The organism is Cryobacterium sp. TMT3-29-2 (genome assembly GCF_004564305.1).
Classification (GTDB): domain Bacteria; phylum Actinomycetota; class Actinomycetes; order Actinomycetales; family Microbacteriaceae; genus Cryobacterium; species Cryobacterium sinapicolor.
In genome coordinates, this window is record NZ_SOGK01000036.1 from 12,212 (window position 1) to 30,951 (window position 18,740).

The following is an 18,740-nucleotide window of genomic DNA, read 5'->3' on the forward strand; positions in this document are numbered from 1 at the left end:
ATCCGCTGAGCGAGCCCTGGCCTTGTCGCCACCAAACCAGGAGGTTGATGTGACGCGAACCGAGGGTTCGGAGCCGGTCTGGCTGACTGTGCCCGGCAACCGCCCGGCGGAGGTCGGTCTGGGTGACGTCGCAACGGCCGCCTACGCCGTGAACGGAGACGCCGGGCGAGCCCTGGAACTTTCCCGCGCGCTCGGCGGCTCCGTTCCCCGGCCGGGATCAGGGCAGACGCTCCGGCTGTTCGAAACCCTGGCGTCCCTGGCCGCCGCGGACCTCACGGCGGCACGGGTGGCCGAGGCGCACCTGGACGCCCTCGCCATCCTCGACCAGGCCGGACTGGATCCGGCCGGGCTCGTCCCGGTCGACGGCGCCGAATCGAGCTGGGGTGTCTTCGCCGCCGAAGCCGCGAAGGTCCGTCTCAACGCGAAACCGGCCGGCGGCGAAGGATGGCGGCTCGACGGCACGAAACCCTGGTGCTCGCTCGCCGGCTCACTCAGCCACGCCCTGGTCACGGCGCACACCTCGGCCACCACTCGACGGCTGTTCGTGGTCGACCTGACCGACCCCGGGATCACCGCGCGTACGGACGAGTGGGTGGGCCGAGGTCTCCCGGCCGTACCGAGCGGACCGGTCGATTTCCTGGACGCGGTGGCCCGGCCGGTCGGCGACGACGGCTGGTACCTCCACCGACCGGGCTTCGCCTGGGGCGGGATCGGTGTCGCGGCCTGCTGGTGGGGTGGCGCCATCGGCCTGGCCAGGGGGGTCTGGGCGTCCGTGCTCGACCGCGAGCCCGATCAGATCGCGCTCGCTCACCTGGGTGCCCTTGACCTCGCGCTGACCTCGGCCGGGACCTCCCTGGCTGCCGCCGCCGCGGCGATCGACGCCGGTGACGCCGTCGGCGAGGAAGGCGCACTCCTCGCGGCGCGGGTGCGCGGCCAGGTCGCGCGCACGGTCGACGAGGTGATCAGGCGCACGGGCCACGCGCTCGGCCCCGCCCCGCTCGCCTTCGACGCCCGGCACGCCGCGCGTGTCTCCGATCTGCAGCTCTACGTTCGTCAACACCACGCCGAACGGGACGACGCGGCACTCGGCCGCCGACTGCGCGAGACGGGTGTGTCCCCGTGGTGAGTTTCGCCCACACGGATGACGGCACGGCCGAGAACGTGTGGGCGGTGGCGCATCGCTCGCCGGAGCTGCCCGCGCAGCCACTGCGCATCGGCGACATGCGCCGGCTCATCGTGGTCGCCGCTCACCCCGACGACGAGACGCTCGGAGCCGGCGGGCTGATCGCCCGGGCGGGGCGGGCCGGCGTTCCGGTGACGGTGGTGGTGCTCACCAACGGCGAAGCCTCCCATCCCGCGTCCAGTACCCACGACCCCGAGCGGCTCGCGGCACTGCGCCGGATCGAGGTGTCAGCTGCCGTCGCCGCACTGGCGCCCGAGGCACTGGTGCGCCTGGTCGATCTCCCCGACGGGGCCCTCACCGAACGCCTGGCGGAGGCGTCCCGGGCGATTTCCGCCGAGATCGGGCCCGGCGGGCCGGGAACCTGGTTGGTTGCCCCCTGGAGCCGCGACGGCCATCCGGACCATGCGGCCGCGGCCGCGGCCGCGGCAGCCCGCCATGCTTCCCTCATCGGAGGTGTCAGCCGCTTCGAATACCCGATCTGGGCCTGGCACTGGTCCACGCCCGCGGACCCGATCTGGTCGGACGGCGCGCTGCGCACCCTGGACCTGACACCCGAAGACCGGCTGCGCAAAGCCCAGGCGATGGCCCTGCACCGCAGCCAGGTGCAGCCGCTCTCCGGCCTGCCCGGCGACGAAGCGATCATCCAGGCGAGCTTCGGTGCGCACTTCGAACGCGGGCACGAGACCTTCATCGAGATCGAGACGGAGACGACATCGAGCCTGGCCGGGGACTTCTTCGAGGAGTTCTACGCCGGCAACCGTGATCCCTGGGGATTCGAGACCCGGTGGTACGAGGAGCGCAAGCGATCCCAGACCCTGGCGGCGCTGCCTCGCCAACGCTTCGGGGCGGCACTGGAACTGGGCTGCTCGATCGGGGTGCTGACGGCTGGTCTGGCCGACCGGTGCGACACTGTCGTCGCCGTTGACATCGCCGAGCAACCGCTCCTGGTGGCCCGCGCCCGGCTGGCCGATCACCCCGGCGTCACCTTCGCCCGACTGACCCTGCCCGCCGAATGGCCGGACGGCTCCTTCGACCTGATCGTGATCTCCGAGGTCGGCTACTACTTCTCTGCGGCGGAATTGCGCACGGTGCTCGCGCGATGCCGCGACAGCCTGGCCGCGGGCGGTGTGATTGTGGCCTGCCATTGGCGGCATCCCGTATCGGAGTATCCATTGACCGGCGACCAGGTGCACGCGGAGATCGGCGGGCTGGCCGGGTTCGAGTGCACGGTGGAGCATCGGGAAAGGGATTTCCTGCTCGAGGTGTTCGAGGCCGCGCCGGCTCAGTCGGTCGCTCAGCGTGAAGGCCTCGTGCCGTGACCGGGCCAGGCGGGGTCGACCGGGTCATCGTCGTGGTCCCGGCCCGCAATGAGGAGGAGCTTCTCCCGAGATGTCTGTCGGCGCTGGCCGTGGCCGTCGGGGAAGTCGGCGGCGTGGCCGTCCAGGTGCCGCCCGTCATCGACGTCGTGATCGTACTCGACCGGTGCAGTGACGGCACGGCCGACGTCGCCTCGGGCTGGCCGATGTTCGCGAGCCTCAGCACGAACGGCGGGGCCGTCGGTGTTGCCCGCCGCGCCGGGGTGCGGCACCTGCTGCCATCGTCGGACCAGTTCACCTCGGCGACCTGGATCGCTTCCACGGATGCCGATTCCGCCGTGCCCCCCAACTGGCTATCCGCGCAACTCGCTTTCGCCCGCAACTCCGTCGATCTCGTGCTGGGAACCGTGGTCCCCGACGACGGGTTGTCCGACGGAGTCAGGCAACGGTGGGACGCCCAGCACCGACTGGTCGAGGGGCACACCCATATTCACGGTGCGAACCTCGGAGTGCGCGCGAACCGGTATCTGCAGGCCGGAGGATTCGCCCGCGTCGACGAGCACGAGGATGTGCGCCTGGTTTCGGCCCTACGCGATCTCAGGGTGAGCGAGATCCGCACCGAGCTGATCCCCGTGCTCACCTCCGGTCGTCTTGCCGGGCGTACTCCGGCGGGCTTTGCCGGCTATCTGCGCGAGCAGGAGGCCGAGGCGCTTCCCTAGGTCAGGAACATCGCCCCGCTGAGGACCACCAGCAACGCCCCGAAGGCAGTGATCAGGGTGGTTTGCAGTCGCTGTTGCTTGATACGGCGGGTCTGCACGAAGATCAGGCCGATCACCGCCCCGGCGACCAGACCGCCCACGTGCGCCTGCCAGGCCACGTTCAGCCCCGGCAGGAAGCCGATCACCAGGTTGATGCCCACCAGGATCAGAAGCTGGGTCGCATTGCCGCCCAGGCGCCTCTGGATGACCAGGAACGCGCCCATCAGACCGAAGATTGCGCCGGAGGCACCGACCACGGGGATCCGAGGGTCGGACAGGAACAGGACGCCCAGGGAGCCGGCGAGACCGCTCAGTAGATAGAGGGCGAGGAAACGGCCACGGCCGAGTATCCCCTCCAGGATCTGCCCGAAGATCCAGAGCGTGTACATGTTCAGCAGCACGTGGAAGATGGAGCCGTGCACGAGCACGCTCGTCAGCATGCGCCAGGGCTCGAAGCTCCCGGGATAGGAGTAGACGCCCGCGTACCAAAGCACGCTGGTGAAACCGTCCCCCAGAACGAACTGCAGCAGGTAGACCGCCAACGTGACGGCGACGATCGACGTGGTCACCGGATGGGAGCTGTTCTTCAGCCGGGTCAGGACGGCCGGCTTGGTGCGCGGGGCATTCTTCCGCTGCTCGTTCATGCACTCGGGGCAGATCACGCCGACGGCACCCTGCGTCTGGCAGTCCGGGCAGATCGTGTGGCCGCAGCGCTGGCAGAGGATGAAGCTCTGCCTGCCCGGATGCCGGTAGCAGAAGTTAGCGGCAGTTCCGGGCAGGTCTGTCATCAGAAACGGAGCCTAGACCTGCTCGACGGTGACGCTCTCGATGACAACTTCGGTCAGCGGACGGTCGCGGCCGTCCGTGGGCACGGTCGCGAGCTTCGCGACGATCGCACGGGAGCCCTCGTCTTCGACGGCGCCGAAGATGGTGTGCTTGCCCTGCAACCACGTGGTCGGCACGACGGTGATGAAGAACTGCGAACCGTTGGTTCCGTGTCCGCCCTGGATGCCGGCATTCGCCATGGCCAGCACGTACGGCTGCGTGAAGTCGAGGTCGGGGTTGATTTCATCGTCGAACTGGTAGCCCGGTCCCCCGGTGCCCTGGCCGAGCGGGTCGCCGGCCTGGATCATGAAGTCCTTGATGATGCGGTGGAAGACCGTGCCGTCATAGAGGGGAGCGGTGGAGGTCTGACCGGTGGCCGGGTGCTTCCACTCGATCTCGCCGGTTGCGAGACCGACGAAGTTCTTGACGGTCTTCGGCGCGTGATTGCCGAAGAGGTTGACCTTGATCGGTCCCAGGGTGGTATTGAGCGTTGCGACAGCGGTGTGCTTAGACATGGTCACAATTCTTGCACAGCCGGATTGGTCGATTCCGATCGACACCGGCTCTACCCAGAGCCCTCCCAGACGATTGCGTGGCAAGATGGACAGTGTTCGCCACATGACATCGATGGAGGGTCCAGATGAGCCTGTCACGCAAGCGCCGCAAGGAACTTACACGGCTGCGTAAGAGCGCAGACGAATTATGGAACAACCAGCAGGAAGTGCTTGAGCGTGCGAACGCCATTGCACGGGAGGCCAGCCGTCAGGCCGGCATCCTCACCCGCGAAGAAGTAGCACCGCGCGTGCGTGAAAGCTACGAGCACCTCGTGCGCCCCGGAGTGCAGGCCACTCAGGAACTCGCCGAAGGTGTGCGCCACCAGGTCGTCGACCGGGTGCTGCCCGGAATCGGCAGCGGCATAGGCACGGCCATCGGCTCCGTGATGAGCGTCGGCGACATCGCCCGCGATGCCCGCGTGCGCGCGGCACTGAACCGGATCCGGTTCCAGAAGCCCGTCGTGATGGAGAAGAAGGGCCCCGGCGCCGGAACGTACATCGCGCTCGGTGTCGCCCTGGCAGCCGTCGCGGGCGTGGCATACGCGGTCTGGCAGACTTTCCGCGCCGACGACGAGTTATGGGTAGCTGAAGACGAGCCCGCCGTGGCGTCGTCGGTCGAAGACTAGACCTCAGCCAGAGAAGGGGAGGGCTCGCATCCAGTGGATGCGAGCCCTCCTCTTTTTCGTGCTGGGCCGAGGTTTGGGGACGCTGGAGGGAGCTGTGGCCGATGAGAGCCCCTGTGCCCGCTCAGGGGGCCCTGGGGGCCGGGGGCTAGAACTTGTGGCTGGGTTGCCAGGAACGGCTTGTGGAGGCGCTCCGCGCCTCCGAGCCACGGAGAGCCCCTCCGCTCGCTCCTTCGTCGCTCACTGCGCGTTCGATTCGCGGCGTTTTAATAAATGAAGAACGCCCGGCCCCAAAAAGCGGGGCCGGGCGTTCTTCATTTGTGGAGCCACGGGGAATCGAACCCCGGACCTCCTGCTTGCAAAGCAGGCGCTCTACCAATTGAGCTATGGCCCCGCATGATCAGCGGAGCGTGTACTGCACTGTTGAAAGTGTTCTTGCGTGGGGATACCGGGATTTGAACCTGGGACCTCTTCGTTATCAGCGAAGCGCTCTAACCAACTGAGCTATATCCCCCTAATGGGCAGGTTAGAGACTACCCGATGCGGCGGGATTCTCCCAATCGAGCCGTGAAGCGACCCGGTCGAGAGAATCCGACGACTAGTTGTTGGTGAAGCCGACGAGCAGACCCCCGGTGATCTTCACGCTCAGGTTGTAGAGGACCGCGTAAACGGCCCCCAGTGCGGTGATGACGACCGTGTTCAAGATGGCCACCACGAAGGCGAAGCCCATCACGTTGCCGATCGACAGGATGCTGGCCAGGTCGGAGGAGGCACCGGCGATATCGGTGTACAGGTCGTCGACCTTGCCGAAGATGCCCGTTCCGTTCAGGATCGTGAAGATCAGGAACGTGGCGACGATCGTGACGATGGCCAGACACAGCGCGATCAGGAAGGACAGTTTGACGGCCGACCAGAAATCCACGTAGACGAGCTTGAGCCGCACCTGCTTGGTCGCGGCCGGCTTGCGGCTGGATTTCTTGGCGAGCTTTTCAGCGACACTACTCATTTACAGGTTCTTCCTCTCCCAAGGCGCTTTCGGGTTCGGCCGCGAGAATCTCGGCCACCAGATTGCGCTCGGTGTTTTTCGCAATGGCGATGATTCTGTCTTCATCCGCAAACTTAGCGAAGACAACGCCCATTGTGTCTCGTCCCTTGGCCGGGACTTCGGAGACGTCAGAGCGTACCACCTTGCCGCTGGCAAGGACCACGAGCACTTCGTCTTCCTCATCGACGATCAGCGAACCCACTAGGTCGCCTCGGTCGTCGTTGAGCTTGGCCACCTTGATGCCCAGGCCGCCGCGGTTCTGCAGGCGATACTGGTCGGCGGCGGTGCGCTTGGCGTAGCCGCCCTCGGTCACGACGAACACATAACCATCGTCAGAGACCACGGATGCGTCCAGCAGGCTGTCCTCGCCGCGGAAATGCATGCCGATGACCCCGGAGGTGCTGCGTCCCATCGGGCGCAACGCCTCATCCGACGCCGTGAACCGGATCGACATCCCCTTTTTGGAGACCAGCAGCAGGTCGGAGTCGTTTTCGACCAGCAGGGCGGAAACGAGTTCGTCGCTCTCGCGCAGCTTGATCGCGATGATGCCGCCCGTGCGGTTCGTATCGTATTCGCTGAGCGCGGTCTTCTTGATCAGACCGTCGCGGGTCGCGAGCGTCAGGTACTGGGCCACGCCGTAGTCACGGATGTCCAGGATCTGGGCGATTTCCTCGCCCGGCTGCAGCGCGAGCAGGTTAGCGACGTGCTGGCCCTTCGCGTCGCGGCCGGATTCCTGCGCCTCATAGGCCTTGGCCCGGTAGACCCGTCCGGTGTTCGTGAAGAACAGCAGCCAGTGATGCGTGGTCGTGACGAAGAAGTGCTCGACCACGTCGTCCGCCCGCAACTGGGCGCCCTTGACGCCCTTGCCGCCGCGGTGCTGGTTACGGTAGTTGTCGCTGCGCGTGCGCTTGATGTAACCGCCGCGGGTGACCGTGACCACCATCTCCTCTTCGGGGATGAGGTCTTCGATCGACATGTCGCCATCGAAGCCGAACATGATCTCGGTACGTCGGTCGTCGCCGAACTTATCGGTGATCTCGGTGAGCTCATCGCTGATGATGGTGCGCTGACGCTCCGGGCTGGCCAGGATCGACTGGAACTCGACGATCAGCAGTTCCAGCTCGGCAGCCTGGTCGATGATCTTCTGACGTTCCAGGGCGGCCAGGCGGCGCAGCTGCATGGTCAGGATCGCGTCGGCCTGGAGCTTGTCCACCTCGAGTAGATCCATCAGACCGGTGCGGGCGTCGTCGACGGTGGGGGAGCGACGGATGAGGGCGATCACCTCGTCGAGGGCGTCGAGCGCCTTGAGGTAGCCGCGCAAGATGTGCGCATCCGCTTCGGCCTTCTTCAGGCGGAACTGGGTGCGCCGGACGATGACCTCGACCTGGTGGGCCACCCACGCGGAGATGAAGCCGTCGAGGGACAGGGTGCGCGGCACCCCGTCGACGATGGCCAGCATGTTCGCGCCGAAGTTCTCCTGCAGCTGGGTGTGCTTGTAGAGGTTGTTCAGAACAACCTTCGCCACCGCGTCGCGCTTGAGAACGATGACGAGGCGCTGGCCCGTGCGGCCGCTGGTCTCGTCACGGATGTCGGCGATGCCGCCGACCTTGGCGTCCTTGACCAGATCGGCGATCTTGATCGCGAGATTGTCGGGGTTGACCTGGTAGGGGAGCTCGGTGATCACCAGGCAGGTGCGGCCCTGGAGTTCCTCGATACTCACCACGGCACGCATGGTGATCGAGCCGCGGCCGGTGCGATAGGCATCCTGAATGCCCTTGATGCCGAGAATCTGAGCGCCGGTGGGGAAGTCGGGGCCCTTGATGCGCTGGATCAGGGCTTCGAGCAGCTCGTCACGTGTGGCGTCGGGGTTCTGCAGGTACCAGAGGGCTCCGGCGGCCACCTCCCGCAGGTTGTGCGGCGGGATGTTGGTGGCCATGCCCACGGCGATTCCGACCGAGCCGTTGACCAGCAGGTTCGGAAAACGGGAGGGCAGCACGGTGGGCTCGAGCGTGCGGCCGTCGTAGTTGTCCTGGAAGTCGACGGTGTCCTCGTCGATGTCGCGCACCATCTCGAGCGCGAGCGGGGCCATCTTCGTCTCGGTGTACCGCGGGGCCGCGGCGCCGTCGTTGCCGGGGGAGCCGAAGTTGCCCTGGCCGAGGGCCAGCGGGTACCGCAGGCTCCAGGGCTGAACCAGGCGCACGAGCGCGTCGTAGATCGAGGAATCGCCGTGCGGGTGGAATTGTCCCATCACGTCGCCGACCACTCGGGCGCACTTGGAGAAGGCCTTGTCGGGTCGGTAGCCGCCGTCGAACATGGCGTAGATGACGCGGCGGTGCACGGGCTTCATGCCGTCACGCACATCGGGCAGAGCGCGACCGACGATGACGCTCATGGCGTAGTCGAGGTAGGAGCGCTGCATTTCCAGCTGCAGGTCGACCTGGTCGATCTTGCCGTGCTGCACGAGATGAGCGGCCTTGGCCGCGGTGTCCGCGGCCTGGGATGCGGCGTCCATCTCGGTCCCGTCTGCGCCGCCCATGGAGCCGCCCGGGTTGGAGCCGCCGGTGTTGGTGTCGCCGGTGTTGGTGTCGTCAGATGTCAAGGAAACGCACGTCCTTCGCGTTCTTCTGGATGAAGTTGCGGCGGGACTCGACGTCCTCGCCCATCAGGGTGGAGAAGATTTCATCGGCGGCGGCAGCGTCGTCGAGGGTGACCTGCAGCAGGGTGCGGGATTCGGGAGCCATCGTGGTTTCCCACAGTTCCTTGTAGTCCATCTCGCCCAGACCCTTGTAGCGCTGGATCCCGTTGTCCTTGGGGATGCGCTTGCCGGCCGCGGCACCGTCTTCCAGCAGCGCGTCCCGCTCCCGGTCGGAATAGACATACTCGTGTGCGGAGTTCGCCCACTTGAGGCGGTACAGCGGCGGCTGAGCCAGGTACACGTACCCCAAATCGATCAAAGGACGCATATACCGGAACAGCAATGTGAGCAGCAGGGTCGTGATGTGCTGCCCGTCGACATCGGCGTCGGCCATCAAAACGATCTTGTGATACCGCACCTTGTCGGGGTTGAACTCCTCACCCATGCCGGCGCCGAACGCCGTGATCATGGCCTGCACCTCGGCGTTGCCGAGCGCCCGGTCGAGCCGGGCTTTCTCCACGTTCAGGATCTTGCCGCGTAGCGGCAGGATGGCCTGGAACTCGGGGTTGCGGCCCTGCACCGCGGAACCGCCGGCCGAGTCGCCCTCCACAATGAAGATTTCAGAAAGGGACGGGTCCTTGCTCTGGCAGTCCTTGAGCTTGCCGGGCATGCCGCCACCCTCGAGAAGTCCCTTTCGCCGAGCCGTCTCGCGAGCCTTGCGGGCGGCCATCCGGGCGTTGGATGCCTGCAGCGCCTTGCGGATGATCTCCCGCGCCGGATTGGGGTTGCGGTTGAACCAATCAGAGAGCTGATCGTTGGCGACCTTCTGCACGAAAGATTTCGCCTCCGTGTTGCCCAGCTTGGTCTTCGTCTGGCCCTCGAACTGAGGTTCGGCGAGTTTGATCGAGACCACGGCGGTCAGACCCTCGCGCACGTCATCACCGGTGAGGTTGTCGTCTTTATCTTTCAGGATGCCCTTCTCCCGGGCGTACTTGTTGACGAGCGTGGTGAGCGCGGCGCGGAAACCCTCTTCATGGGTCCCACCCTCGTGGGTGTTGATCGTGTTCGCGTAGGTGTGCACGCTCTCGGTGTACGCAGTGGTCCACTGCATGGCCACCTCGAGCGCCATCTTGCGTTCGTGGTCCTCCCACTCGAAGGAAATGATGTCGTCGTTGACCAGGTCGGCCTTCTTCGCCTTGTTAAGGTATTCGACATAGTCGACGAGGCCGTTCTCGTACAGGAAGTTCTTGGTGACCGGCTTCCCCTCGTCGTCGAGATTCTCCGGACGCTCGTCGGTGAGCGTAAGGCTGAGTCCCTTGTTCAGGAAGCCCATCTGCTGGAAACGGGCCCGCAGGGTCTCAAAGTCGAAGACCGTGGTCTCGAAGGTCTCGGAGCTCGGCCAGAACGTGATGGTGGTGCCGGTTTCATCCGAAACCTCGTCCATGGTCAGGGGAGCGTTGGGCACGCCGTCGTGGAAGCTCTGACGCCAGACGTGGCCCTGACGACGCACCTCGACCTCGAGGCGGCTCGACAAGGCGTTGACGACCGAGCTGCCCACGCCGTGCAGCCCGCCGGACACCGAGTAACCGCCACCACCGAACTTGCCGCCGGCGTGCAACACGGTGAGCACGACCTCAACGGTCGAGCGGCCCTCCGCCTTGTGAATGTCGACCGGGATTCCGCGGCCGTTGTCGGCGACGCGAACGGCGCCATCCGCCAGGATCCTGATGTCGATGGTGTCGCAATGACCGGCGAGGGCCTCGTCGACGGAGTTGTCCACGATTTCGTAGACGAGGTGGTGGAGGCCGCGCGGTCCGGTTGACCCGATGTACATTCCGGGTCGTTTACGAACGGCTTCAAGTCCCTCGAGAACCTGGATATCGTCTGCGCCGTATCCGTGCTCCGGCTCGATCTGTGGGTCAACTGACATCTGTAATGGGGCTCCTGACCGTCGCGCGGGCGACCCTTTAGCCTACCAAACGAGCCAAGCCGTGCGGGCCAAATCGGGCATCTGCGGCGTTTAATGCACCGGGTTGACCTGTTTTGGCCAGTTACCCGTAGGTATCGCGTGGACCGCGCCCTGGGATTGATCTGGGGCCCTTTTTCCAGGAGGGGGCGTTAGGTCCCTGAAAACGGATCGACTCGATCCCGGCATCCGGAAACTTCACCGCGATGTGGGTCATGATCTCCACCCGCATCATGCGCAGCTGCGTCGCCCAGGCCGTCGACTCGCACTGCACCGTCAGAACACCGTCGTCGATTCCGGCCGGAGTGGAGTGTTTCGACGTCTCCTCGCCGGCCAGCAGGGTCCAGGAGGCCAGCAGTTCGGATTGAGCCAGCGGCGAGTTCCAGCCCAACTGTAAAGTGAGCGAGTCGATCGTGTCGCTCAGCCCTCGCGGATCCCGCCCCGCACCGAACGGAACGCTCGAGCCGATGTCAACGCCGGTACGACGGCGGGAACGACTGCGCTTGGCGTTCGGATCACCGAACACGTCCTTGAAACGCAGGTAGACCCGGGAGGCCTCACTCGGCTCAGCCATCGACGACCACCCCGGCGTGGATGCGGATGGTGCGCGCGGTAAGCTCCTCCGGCACGTCTTCGAGCACGGCCGCGGTGATCAGGACCTGTTCGAAGCCGGTGATGGCAGCCGCCAGGCGGCGCCGGCGACTCAGATCCAGTTCGGCAAAGACGTCGTCGAGGATCAGGACCGGGTCGCCCGTCGTCGAATCCCGGCGCAATAGCTCAGCCGAGGCCAGTTTCAGGGCAAGGGCGAACGACCAGGATTCGCCGTGGCTGGCGTAGCCCTTGGCCGGCAGGGAATTGAGCACGAACACCAGGTCGTCCCGGTGCGGCCCGACGAGGGTCATTCCTCGGTCGAGTTCCTTGCGGCGCAGACCGGCCAGCGCAGCTCGGAACGAGTCCGCGGTGGTTGAGCCTGTCAAAACCGAGCCCGTCGAAACCGGCCCTGCAGAAACCGTGCGTGTCGACGTCACGGCCTCAAGGGCCGCGTCCGCGTCGGCACCCAGGATGCTGAGCGACGGAACCAGCATCGGCCCATGGTCTTCTCCCGCGACCGCCCGGTACGCGGTGCCCAGTGGTTCACCGAGCAGGCGCACGAGGTCGGCCCGCTCATCGATGAGCTCGGAACCGAGAGCCACGAGCCGGTCGTCCCAGATTTCCAAGGTTCCGAGCTGGGTGGTGCGCAGACCGGACGCCCGCGCCGACTTCAGGAGGGTGTTCCGCTGGCGTAGCACCCGGTCATAGTCGGCCAGGACTCCGGCAAGCCGAGGGGTCCGCAGCACGAGCAGCTGATCGAGGAAGCGACGACGCCCGGACGGGTCGCCTCGAATCAGGGCGAGGTCTTCCGGGGCGAACAGCACGCTGGAGAAGAAGCGGGTGAGTTCCCGGGTCTTGATCACCGATCGATTGACCTGGGCCCGGTTCAGGCCCGAACGATTGATCTGCACCTCGGTCAGGATTTCGCGCCCGTTGTACTCGAGTGTGGCTCGGATGATGCCGGCGTCCTGCCCAGCCCGGATCATGGCCGACGTGGTGGAGACCCGGTGCGAGCCGAGGGTGCTGAGAAATCCCAACGCCTCGACAAGATTGGTCTTGCCCTGGCCGTTGCGGCCCACGATCAGATTGGGTCCCGGCGCGAACGACACCTCGACCTGCGCATAGTTGCGGAAGTCGGTCAGCGAGAGGTGTTGGACCCGCACCCGGGTCAGTCGACCGTTTTGACGGCGTGGCCGCCGAACTGATTGCGCAGGGCTGCGACGGCCTTCATCGCGGGGGAGTCATCCTGCCGCGAGACGAACCGCGCGAAGATGGCTGCGCTGATGGTCGGGACGGGAACGGCGTTGTTGATGGCCTCTTCAATGGTCCAACGACCCTCACCGGAGTCCTCGACGAAACCCTCAATGTTCTGTAGTTTGGGGTCGTCTTCCAGAGCGTTCACGAGCAGTTCGAGCAGCCAGGACCGCACCACGGTGCCGCGCTGCCAGGCCGTGAACACCCCGGGAACGTCAGTGATCAGATCGCTGCGTTTCTCGAGCAGTTCATAGCCCTCGGCGTATGACTGCATGAGCGCATATTCGATGCCGTTGTGAACCATTTTCGCGTAGTGCCCAGCGCCGACCGCTCCGGCATGCACGAAGCTCTCTTCGCGCGGGCCCTCGGGGCGCAGGGCGTCGAAGACGGGCATGGCGCGTTCGACTTGCTCGGCGGAACCTCCGACCATCAGCCCGAATCCATTAGTCAGCCCCCACACACCGCCGGATACCCCGGCGTCGATGTAGTGCACACCCGTCGCCGCCAGGAGCGCGGAGTGGGCGAAATCGTCGGTGAATCGGGAGTTTCCGCCGTCGATCACCAGGTCACCGGCGGATAGCACGGTGGCCAGTTCGGCGATCACAGCAGCCGTAACGGCACCGGCCGGCACCATCACCCAGACGAGCCGCGGGGTCGGCAGGGCGGCGAGCAGTTCGGCGGTGCCGGCAACATCGGAAACTTCGGGATTCCGGTCGTACCCGGTGACCTCGACGCCGTTGCCGCGAAGGCGGTCGCGCATGTTCGCGCCCATTTTGCCGAGGCCAATGATGCCGATGTGCATTGCTGTCCTTCCGAGACTTCTCTAGCGCAACAGCAGGTTGGGCTGGAGCAGGTACTTGTAGCTGTCGGCACCCGGCTGATCCCGTGACGTCTGGCTGGTGATCAGGACCGGACCCGGCTTATTGGGATTCTCGGTCTTCGTGAACGAGATCCGTACGAATTCCGAATGCACCGCACCGAGCCCGTCGAGCAAAAACTGGGGTTTCAACGAAACGACAGTGTCCGTGCCGGACAGGATCGCGTCGATGGTCTCGGAGGCCTGCGCCTGCTCCGAGCCGACGGCTTCGAGAGTAAGTCCGTCGGCGGTGAAGGTGAACCGCAGGGCCGCCTCGCGCTCGAGGACCAGCTGTACTCGGCGGGTCGCCTCGATCAGGTCCGCGGTGTTCATGACGGCGTAGTTATCCACGTTCTCAGGGAACAGGCGTCGAACGGGGGGGTAGTTGCCCTTGATCAACAAAGAAGTAACGGTTTTCTTATCGGCGGTGAACGCGATGAGCTCCCGGTCGTCGGTGTTGGTGATCGCGATGGAAATCGTGCCACTGTGGCCGAACGTCTTGCCGACTTCCTGCAGGGTGCGGGCCGGTACCAGGGCGGTGATGGTGTCGGTGGACGTCGTGCTGCCCTTGTCCCAATCGATGTCGCGAACAGCGACGCGGTAGCGGTCCGTGGCCACGAGGCTGAGGCTGTTCTCGGTGATCTGGAGCTGAACACCGGTGATCACGGGCGTGACGTCGTCACGGGAAGCGGCTACGGCTACCTGGGCGACGGCAGCAGAGAATTCCTCGGCCGGGACGAGACCGGACTGTGCGCTGACTTGCGGAATGCTCGGGTATTCCTCAACCGGCATGGACAGCAGGGTGAAGCTTGCGCTGCCGCAGCTGACCGTGATCCGGGATTCATTGGTCGAGAAGCGCACCGGTGCGTTTGGCATTCGGCTGGCGATGTCGGCCAGGAGTCGTCCGGAGACGAGCACTTTGCCGATTTCTTCGACGTCGGCGGCTATCTCGGTTTGTGCCGAGACCTCGTAGTCGAACGACGAGAGGATCAGCCCGGTGGCCGTCGCCTCGATCAGCACACCACTCAAAATGGGCAGCGTTGTGCGCTGGGGGAGGAGCTTGACAGCGAAAGAGACGGCTTCACTGAAGACGTCCCGGTTGGCCTGAAATCTCACGAAGTCACTCCTGTTCGGTTAGAGACCTGGATACGGCCTCAATGGTAGTCGTGTTTCACGGAGCAACTTTTTGCAACCGCCCGGCACTAAAGGTTGTCGGATGGAGAGAGATAGAAGTTAATTGTTAATCTTCTTAACCGGTGTGGAAACTGTGGATAACTTTGCGGATCCCGCTCAACGATTGGGAACTACAAACTTGTAACTTGTTGGCAGCCTGTGAGCGTTAATCGCCCTTCGGTGACGTGCCCGCTTCGGGTCCGAGAGAGTTTGCACAACCTCGAGCCGAGTTTCTACAGGTTGTGCCCAGTTGTGTAAACAATTTCCACAGGGTTATCCACAGGTGTGAAAACTGAAGAACAACCGCTATTTGTAGCGGTGATTCTGCTTGATGCGGTTCGTGAGCTCGGTAACCTGGTTGTAGATCGACCGGCGTTCCTTCATCAGCTCGCTGATCTTCTTGTTCGCGTACATCACCGTGGTGTGATCCCGGTTGCCGAACAATTGGCCGATCTTGGGCAGGGAGAGATTGGTCAGCTCGCGGCACAGGTACATGGCGATCTGGCGTGCCGTGGCGATGGCCTGCGATCGGGACGACCCGTAGAGGTCGTCCACGGAGAGCTTGAAGTAGTCGGCGGTGTTGGTGATGATGTCCACCGGCGCGATCACATTGTCCTCGTCGAGGGTGATCAGGTCCTTCAACACCGTTTGCACCAGGTCCATGTCAACGGGCGTTCGGTTGAGGCTGGCGAAGGCGGTCACCCGGATCAGGGTTCCTTCGAGTTCGCGGATGTTCGAGGAGACCTTCGAAGCCATGAATTCCAGGATGTCGTGCGGAACCTGGAGCTTTTCGCTCTGCGCTTTCTTGCGCAGGATGGCGATGCGCGTCTCCAAGTCGGGTGCCTGGACATCCGTGATGAGGCCCCACTCGAACCGTGACCGCATGCGGTCCTCAAAACCGGTGAGGTGCTTGGGCGGCAGGTCACTGGTGATGACCACCTGTTTGTTGTGATCATGCAGGGTGTTGAAGGTGTGGAAGAAGGCTTCCTGCGTCTCCGCCTTGCCCTGCAGGAACTGGATGTCGTCGATCATCAGGATGTCGATGTTGCGGTAGCGGGACTGGAACGCGGAACCGCGGTTGTTCGCGATCGAGTTGATGAAGTCGTTGGTGAATTCCTCGGAACTGACATAGCGAACCCGGATGCCGGGGTACAGGCTCATCGCATAATGACCGATGGCATGCAGGAGGTGGGTTTTGCCGAGGCCGGATGATCCGTACACGAAGAGAGGATTGTAGGCCTTTGCCGGCGCCTCGGCCACAGCGACCGCGGCGGCGTGCGCGAAACGATTGGACTGGCCGATCACGAAGTTGTCAAAGCTGTACTTCGAGTTCAATCGGGTGTCATGGGGCCGTTCGGGCGAACTGCTCTCGAAAACCGACTGCGGGGCGGCCGGGGTTTCCACATCGGGGGGAGAACTCGACTCGTGCACCGGCCGGATGGATTCCTTCTCCAGCTCGGGATTGACGACCACATAGAAGGTGGATACCGCGGAGGCCTCGTCCAGGTGGCCCATTGCGGTGAGCAGCGGCACTCGCATGCGCTGGTTGAGCATGCTCGCCGTGAACTCGTTGGGCACCTCGAGATAGAACGTTCCGGCAGCGATTCCCTTGGGCTCGACCAGGTTGAGAAAGCCGTACAGCATTGGTGTGATGCTGTCGTCGGATTCCAGGCTGGTCAGTACCGACCGCCAGGTCTCCGTAATGGGCTGTTCTTCGGTGGCCATCGTTTTCTCCGCTTTTCTCTCATTGTTGCCTTCTACAACGACGGAGATCGAGGACTGGGCTCGTCTCTGAACGCGTGATCCAGCCAAAGCATCCACAAGGTTATCCACCGCCTGTGGGCAAATAAGCCCCAATTCACAGGGTTTGTTGAAAACCTGTGGATAACTTGTCCTCACGGTAGTCAATCACCGCCAGTACGGACAAATTCGTTTGCATTTCGTGCGCGTGTCGATGCCCGAGCTGGGTCAAATTGTGTGTACAACCAACGATTTTGGGAGGTCGAGTTTGACCCACACCTGCCAAAGCCGTAGTTTTAATCAGTTGACCCCAGCCCGAGGGCTACCTCACTCTTTCCCGGCCGCTCAGTTTGGCCTACGGAGATTTAACACGTGGAGACAAAACAATGAGCAAGAGAACGTTTCAGCCGAACAATCGCCGTCGCGCCAAAGTGCACGGCTTCCGCCTTCGCATGAAGACCCGTGCCGGCCGCGCGATTCTCGGTGCTCGCCGTCGCAAGGGTCGCATCGAACTCTCCGCCTAAGCACTCTCGTGCTCGCGGGGACCAATCGCATCACCACCGGTGACGACTACAAGTTTGTCGTGCGCCGGGGTGCGCGAGTCGTCGGCCCGCACTTGGTGACCTACCTGCGGCGGAACCCCGATGGGGTTTCGGCGCGGTTCGGGTTCATCGTGGCGAAAAATGTGGGCGATGCCGTGAGGCGCAATCGGGTCCGACGTCGTTTGAAGGCGGCGAGTTTCGCATTGCTCCCTGTCACGCGGCCGGGTACGGATGTTGTCATCCGCGCCCTGCCGTCGGCGACGGATGCACCGTGGTCGACTCTGCACGCAGAGTTGTCCGAGGCGTTGGAGAGATTTCAGCGCACCTCACGTTCCTCCGGTGCTGGAAAGGCCCAGGCAACGGTCCGATTGGATCGATGAATGATGATCACATTCTTGACGGTGCTGCTACTCCTCCCGCGCAATGCGGGGGTACTCGTACTGCGTGCCTACAGGGCCGTGATTTCCCCGCTCTACGGTGATGTCTGCCGGTATTATCCTTCCTGTTCGGCGTATGCACTCGGCGCCGTGCAGGAATACGGCCTTGTCGTTGGATCGGTCCGGGCCGCGCTCCGGCTGGGCCGATGCCATCCGTGGGCCGAAGGCGGGATTGATGACGTTCCCCTCAAACGGAAGCGTCGATACGCCCTGACGCCGTTTGGTTTTGTTATCGCAGCGAGCCACGGAAAGGGCTGACGCAAAGATGGACCTCCTAGGTACGATTCTCTGGCCGTTGAAATGGGTCGTCGAGGCACTGCTCGTCGCATTCCACTCACTCTTCTCCGTCTTGGGGATGGACTACGACGCCGGCCTGACATGGGTGCTGTCCATCGTCGGTCTCGTGATCGTCGTGCGGGCCGCACTGATCCCCATCTTCGTGCGGCAGATCAAGAGCCAACGCAAGATGCTGGAGGTTGCCCCTCAGCTCAAGAAGATCCAGGACAAGTACAAGGGCAAGAAGGACCAGTTCTCGCGTGAGGCCATGTCCCGCGAGACCATGGACCTCTACAAGCGCACGGGCACGAATCCGCTGAGCTCCTGCCTGCCCCTGCTACTGCAGATGCCGATCTTCTTCGCCCTGTTCTCGGTACTCAACGACGCACAGCGCAGCCAGGCGGGGGTCGGCCCGCTCAATGACTCTCTTGCAAAGAGCTTCGGCAACGCCACCCTCTTCGGGGACGCGCCGCTGCACGATTCGTTTGCCTCCCAGTGGACGAAAATGGTTGCTGGTCAGGACTTCAATGCCGTCGTAATGTGGATTGCGGCCGTCATGGTGATTCTGATGACCGCCTCACAATTCATCACGCAGCTGCAGATCGTCTCCAAGAACATGTCGCCGGAGACCAAGGCCAGCCCCATGTTCAAGCAGCAGCGCATCATGCTCTACTTGTTGCCTCTCGTTTTCGCCTTCTCCGGGGTGGCCTTCCCCCTCGGCGTCATGTTCTACTGGCTCACCTCGAATATCTGGACGATGATCCAGCAGTTCCTGGTCATCAGGAACATGCCTACGCCCGGCAGTGAGGCCGCCAAGGCCCGCGAAGAGCGTCTGGCCCGCAAGGGTAAGCTCATCGCCACGGATGGTGACGTGATTGTGGTTGACGAGCCCAAGAAGCCTCAACGTCAACAGCCGGTCGCAAAGAACCGTGCCAAGAAGCAATCCGGCCCCAAAAAATAGAAGAG

General features: G+C 64.0%; 18 protein-coding genes and 2 tRNA genes. 8 read left to right on the forward strand and 12 right to left on the reverse strand.

Annotation, left to right across the window (positions count from 1 at the left end):
• The first annotated feature begins 49 nt into the window (after positions 1 to 49).
• From E3O67_RS04795 to E3O67_RS04805, 3 genes are read left to right on the forward strand one after another with little or no spacing between them, the layout of a single operon-like run.
• Positions 50 to 1,126, forward strand: coding sequence for an acyl-CoA dehydrogenase (locus E3O67_RS04795; protein WP_174776793.1), 1,077 nt, complete (start codon positions 50 to 52; stop codon positions 1,124 to 1,126).
• On the forward strand, positions 1,120 to 2,502 hold the full coding sequence (locus E3O67_RS04800; RefSeq protein WP_135102103.1) for a bifunctional PIG-L family deacetylase/class I SAM-dependent methyltransferase: 1,383 nt from the start codon (positions 1,120 to 1,122) through the stop codon (positions 2,500 to 2,502). The genes E3O67_RS04795 and E3O67_RS04800 overlap by 7 nt, the downstream gene beginning before the upstream one ends.
• Positions 2,499 to 3,218, forward strand: a complete 720-nt coding sequence (locus tag E3O67_RS04805; protein ID WP_135102105.1) for a glycosyltransferase family A protein — start codon at positions 2,499 to 2,501, stop codon at positions 3,216 to 3,218. The genes E3O67_RS04800 and E3O67_RS04805 overlap by 4 nt, the downstream gene beginning before the upstream one ends.
• Here E3O67_RS04805 and E3O67_RS04810 read toward each other — a convergent pair.
• A complete protein-coding gene (locus tag E3O67_RS04810) occupies positions 3,215 to 4,045 on the reverse strand; it encodes a rhomboid family intramembrane serine protease (RefSeq protein WP_135102107.1) in 831 nt (276 codons plus the stop codon). The two genes, E3O67_RS04805 and E3O67_RS04810, sit on opposite strands and share 4 nt — an antisense overlap.
• A 12-nt stretch (positions 4,046 to 4,057) precedes the next feature.
• A complete protein-coding gene (locus E3O67_RS04815) occupies positions 4,058 to 4,597 on the reverse strand; it encodes a peptidylprolyl isomerase (RefSeq protein ID WP_135102109.1) in 540 nt (179 codons plus the stop codon).
• A 125-nt stretch (positions 4,598 to 4,722) separates the two neighbouring features.
• Between E3O67_RS04815 and E3O67_RS04820 the strand changes: the two genes are divergently transcribed.
• Positions 4,723 to 5,262: a hypothetical protein gene (locus E3O67_RS04820; protein WP_134427915.1), complete on the forward strand. Its 540-nt coding sequence runs from the start codon at positions 4,723 to 4,725 to the stop codon at positions 5,260 to 5,262.
• 318 nt (positions 5,263 to 5,580) lie between these two features.
• Here E3O67_RS04820 and E3O67_RS04825 read toward each other — a convergent pair.
• From E3O67_RS04825 to dnaA, 10 genes are all read right to left on the reverse strand, one after another.
• A tRNA-Ala gene (locus E3O67_RS04825) sits at positions 5,581 to 5,653 on the reverse strand.
• Positions 5,654 to 5,699: 46 nt separating this feature from the next.
• A tRNA-Ile gene (locus E3O67_RS04830) sits at positions 5,700 to 5,773 on the reverse strand.
• Positions 5,774 to 5,857: 84 nt separating this feature from the next.
• The gene (locus E3O67_RS04835; protein WP_134427917.1) at positions 5,858 to 6,265 is read right to left on the reverse strand and encodes a DUF3566 domain-containing protein; all 408 of its coding nucleotides are present in this window, start codon (positions 6,263 to 6,265) and stop codon (positions 5,858 to 5,860) included.
• Entirely contained in the window at positions 6,258 to 8,816 is a 2,559-nt protein-coding gene (gene gyrA, locus E3O67_RS04840; RefSeq protein ID WP_135102139.1) for a DNA gyrase subunit A, read from the reverse strand. Before gyrA ends, E3O67_RS04835 begins: the two co-directional genes overlap by 8 nt.
• Before the next feature lie 76 nt (positions 8,817 to 8,892).
• On the reverse strand, positions 8,893 to 10,869 hold the full coding sequence (gene gyrB, locus E3O67_RS04845; RefSeq protein ID WP_134427919.1) for a DNA topoisomerase (ATP-hydrolyzing) subunit B: 1,977 nt from the start codon (positions 10,867 to 10,869) through the stop codon (positions 8,893 to 8,895).
• 121 nt (positions 10,870 to 10,990) lie between these two features.
• A complete protein-coding gene (locus E3O67_RS04850; RefSeq protein ID WP_134427921.1) occupies positions 10,991 to 11,479 on the reverse strand; it encodes a DUF721 domain-containing protein in 489 nt (162 codons plus the stop codon).
• Positions 11,472 to 12,659: a DNA replication/repair protein RecF gene (recF, locus tag E3O67_RS04855; protein ID WP_135102111.1), complete on the reverse strand. Its 1,188-nt coding sequence runs from the start codon at positions 12,657 to 12,659 to the stop codon at positions 11,472 to 11,474. Before recF ends, E3O67_RS04850 begins: the two co-directional genes overlap by 8 nt.
• Before the next feature lie 5 nt (positions 12,660 to 12,664).
• Positions 12,665 to 13,552, reverse strand: a complete 888-nt coding sequence (gene gnd / locus E3O67_RS04860; RefSeq protein WP_134427925.1) for a phosphogluconate dehydrogenase (NAD(+)-dependent, decarboxylating) — start codon at positions 13,550 to 13,552, stop codon at positions 12,665 to 12,667.
• Between the two features lie 21 nt (positions 13,553 to 13,573).
• Positions 13,574 to 14,722 carry a DNA polymerase III subunit beta gene (gene dnaN / locus E3O67_RS04865; protein WP_135102113.1) on the reverse strand — a complete coding sequence of 383 codons (1,149 nt, stop codon included), beginning with the start codon at positions 14,720 to 14,722 and terminating at the stop codon, positions 13,574 to 13,576.
• Between the two features lie 363 nt (positions 14,723 to 15,085).
• Positions 15,086 to 16,504 (reverse strand): chromosomal replication initiator protein DnaA, encoded by a 1,419-nt coding sequence (gene dnaA, locus E3O67_RS04870; protein ID WP_104100645.1) that lies wholly within the window; start codon positions 16,502 to 16,504, stop codon positions 15,086 to 15,088.
• Between the two features lie 401 nt (positions 16,505 to 16,905).
• Between dnaA and rpmH the strand changes: the two genes are divergently transcribed.
• The 4 genes from rpmH to yidC are packed head-to-tail and all read left to right on the forward strand — an operon-like array spanning position 16,906 to position 18,735.
• Positions 16,906 to 17,043, forward strand: coding sequence for a 50S ribosomal protein L34 (gene rpmH, locus E3O67_RS04875; protein ID WP_104100646.1), 138 nt, complete (start codon positions 16,906 to 16,908; stop codon positions 17,041 to 17,043).
• Positions 17,044 to 17,051: 8 nt separating this feature from the next.
• Positions 17,052 to 17,441, forward strand: a complete 390-nt coding sequence (gene rnpA, locus E3O67_RS04880; RefSeq protein ID WP_135102115.1) for a ribonuclease P protein component — start codon at positions 17,052 to 17,054, stop codon at positions 17,439 to 17,441.
• Between the two features lie 3 nt (positions 17,442 to 17,444).
• Positions 17,445 to 17,756 (forward strand): membrane protein insertion efficiency factor YidD, encoded by a 312-nt coding sequence (gene yidD / locus E3O67_RS04885; protein ID WP_134428043.1) that lies wholly within the window; start codon positions 17,445 to 17,447, stop codon positions 17,754 to 17,756.
• Positions 17,757 to 17,763: 7 nt separating this feature from the next.
• Positions 17,764 to 18,735, forward strand: a complete 972-nt coding sequence (gene yidC, locus E3O67_RS04890; RefSeq protein WP_134427931.1) for a membrane protein insertase YidC — start codon at positions 17,764 to 17,766, stop codon at positions 18,733 to 18,735.
• The last annotated feature ends 5 nt before the right edge of the window (positions 18,736 to 18,740 follow it).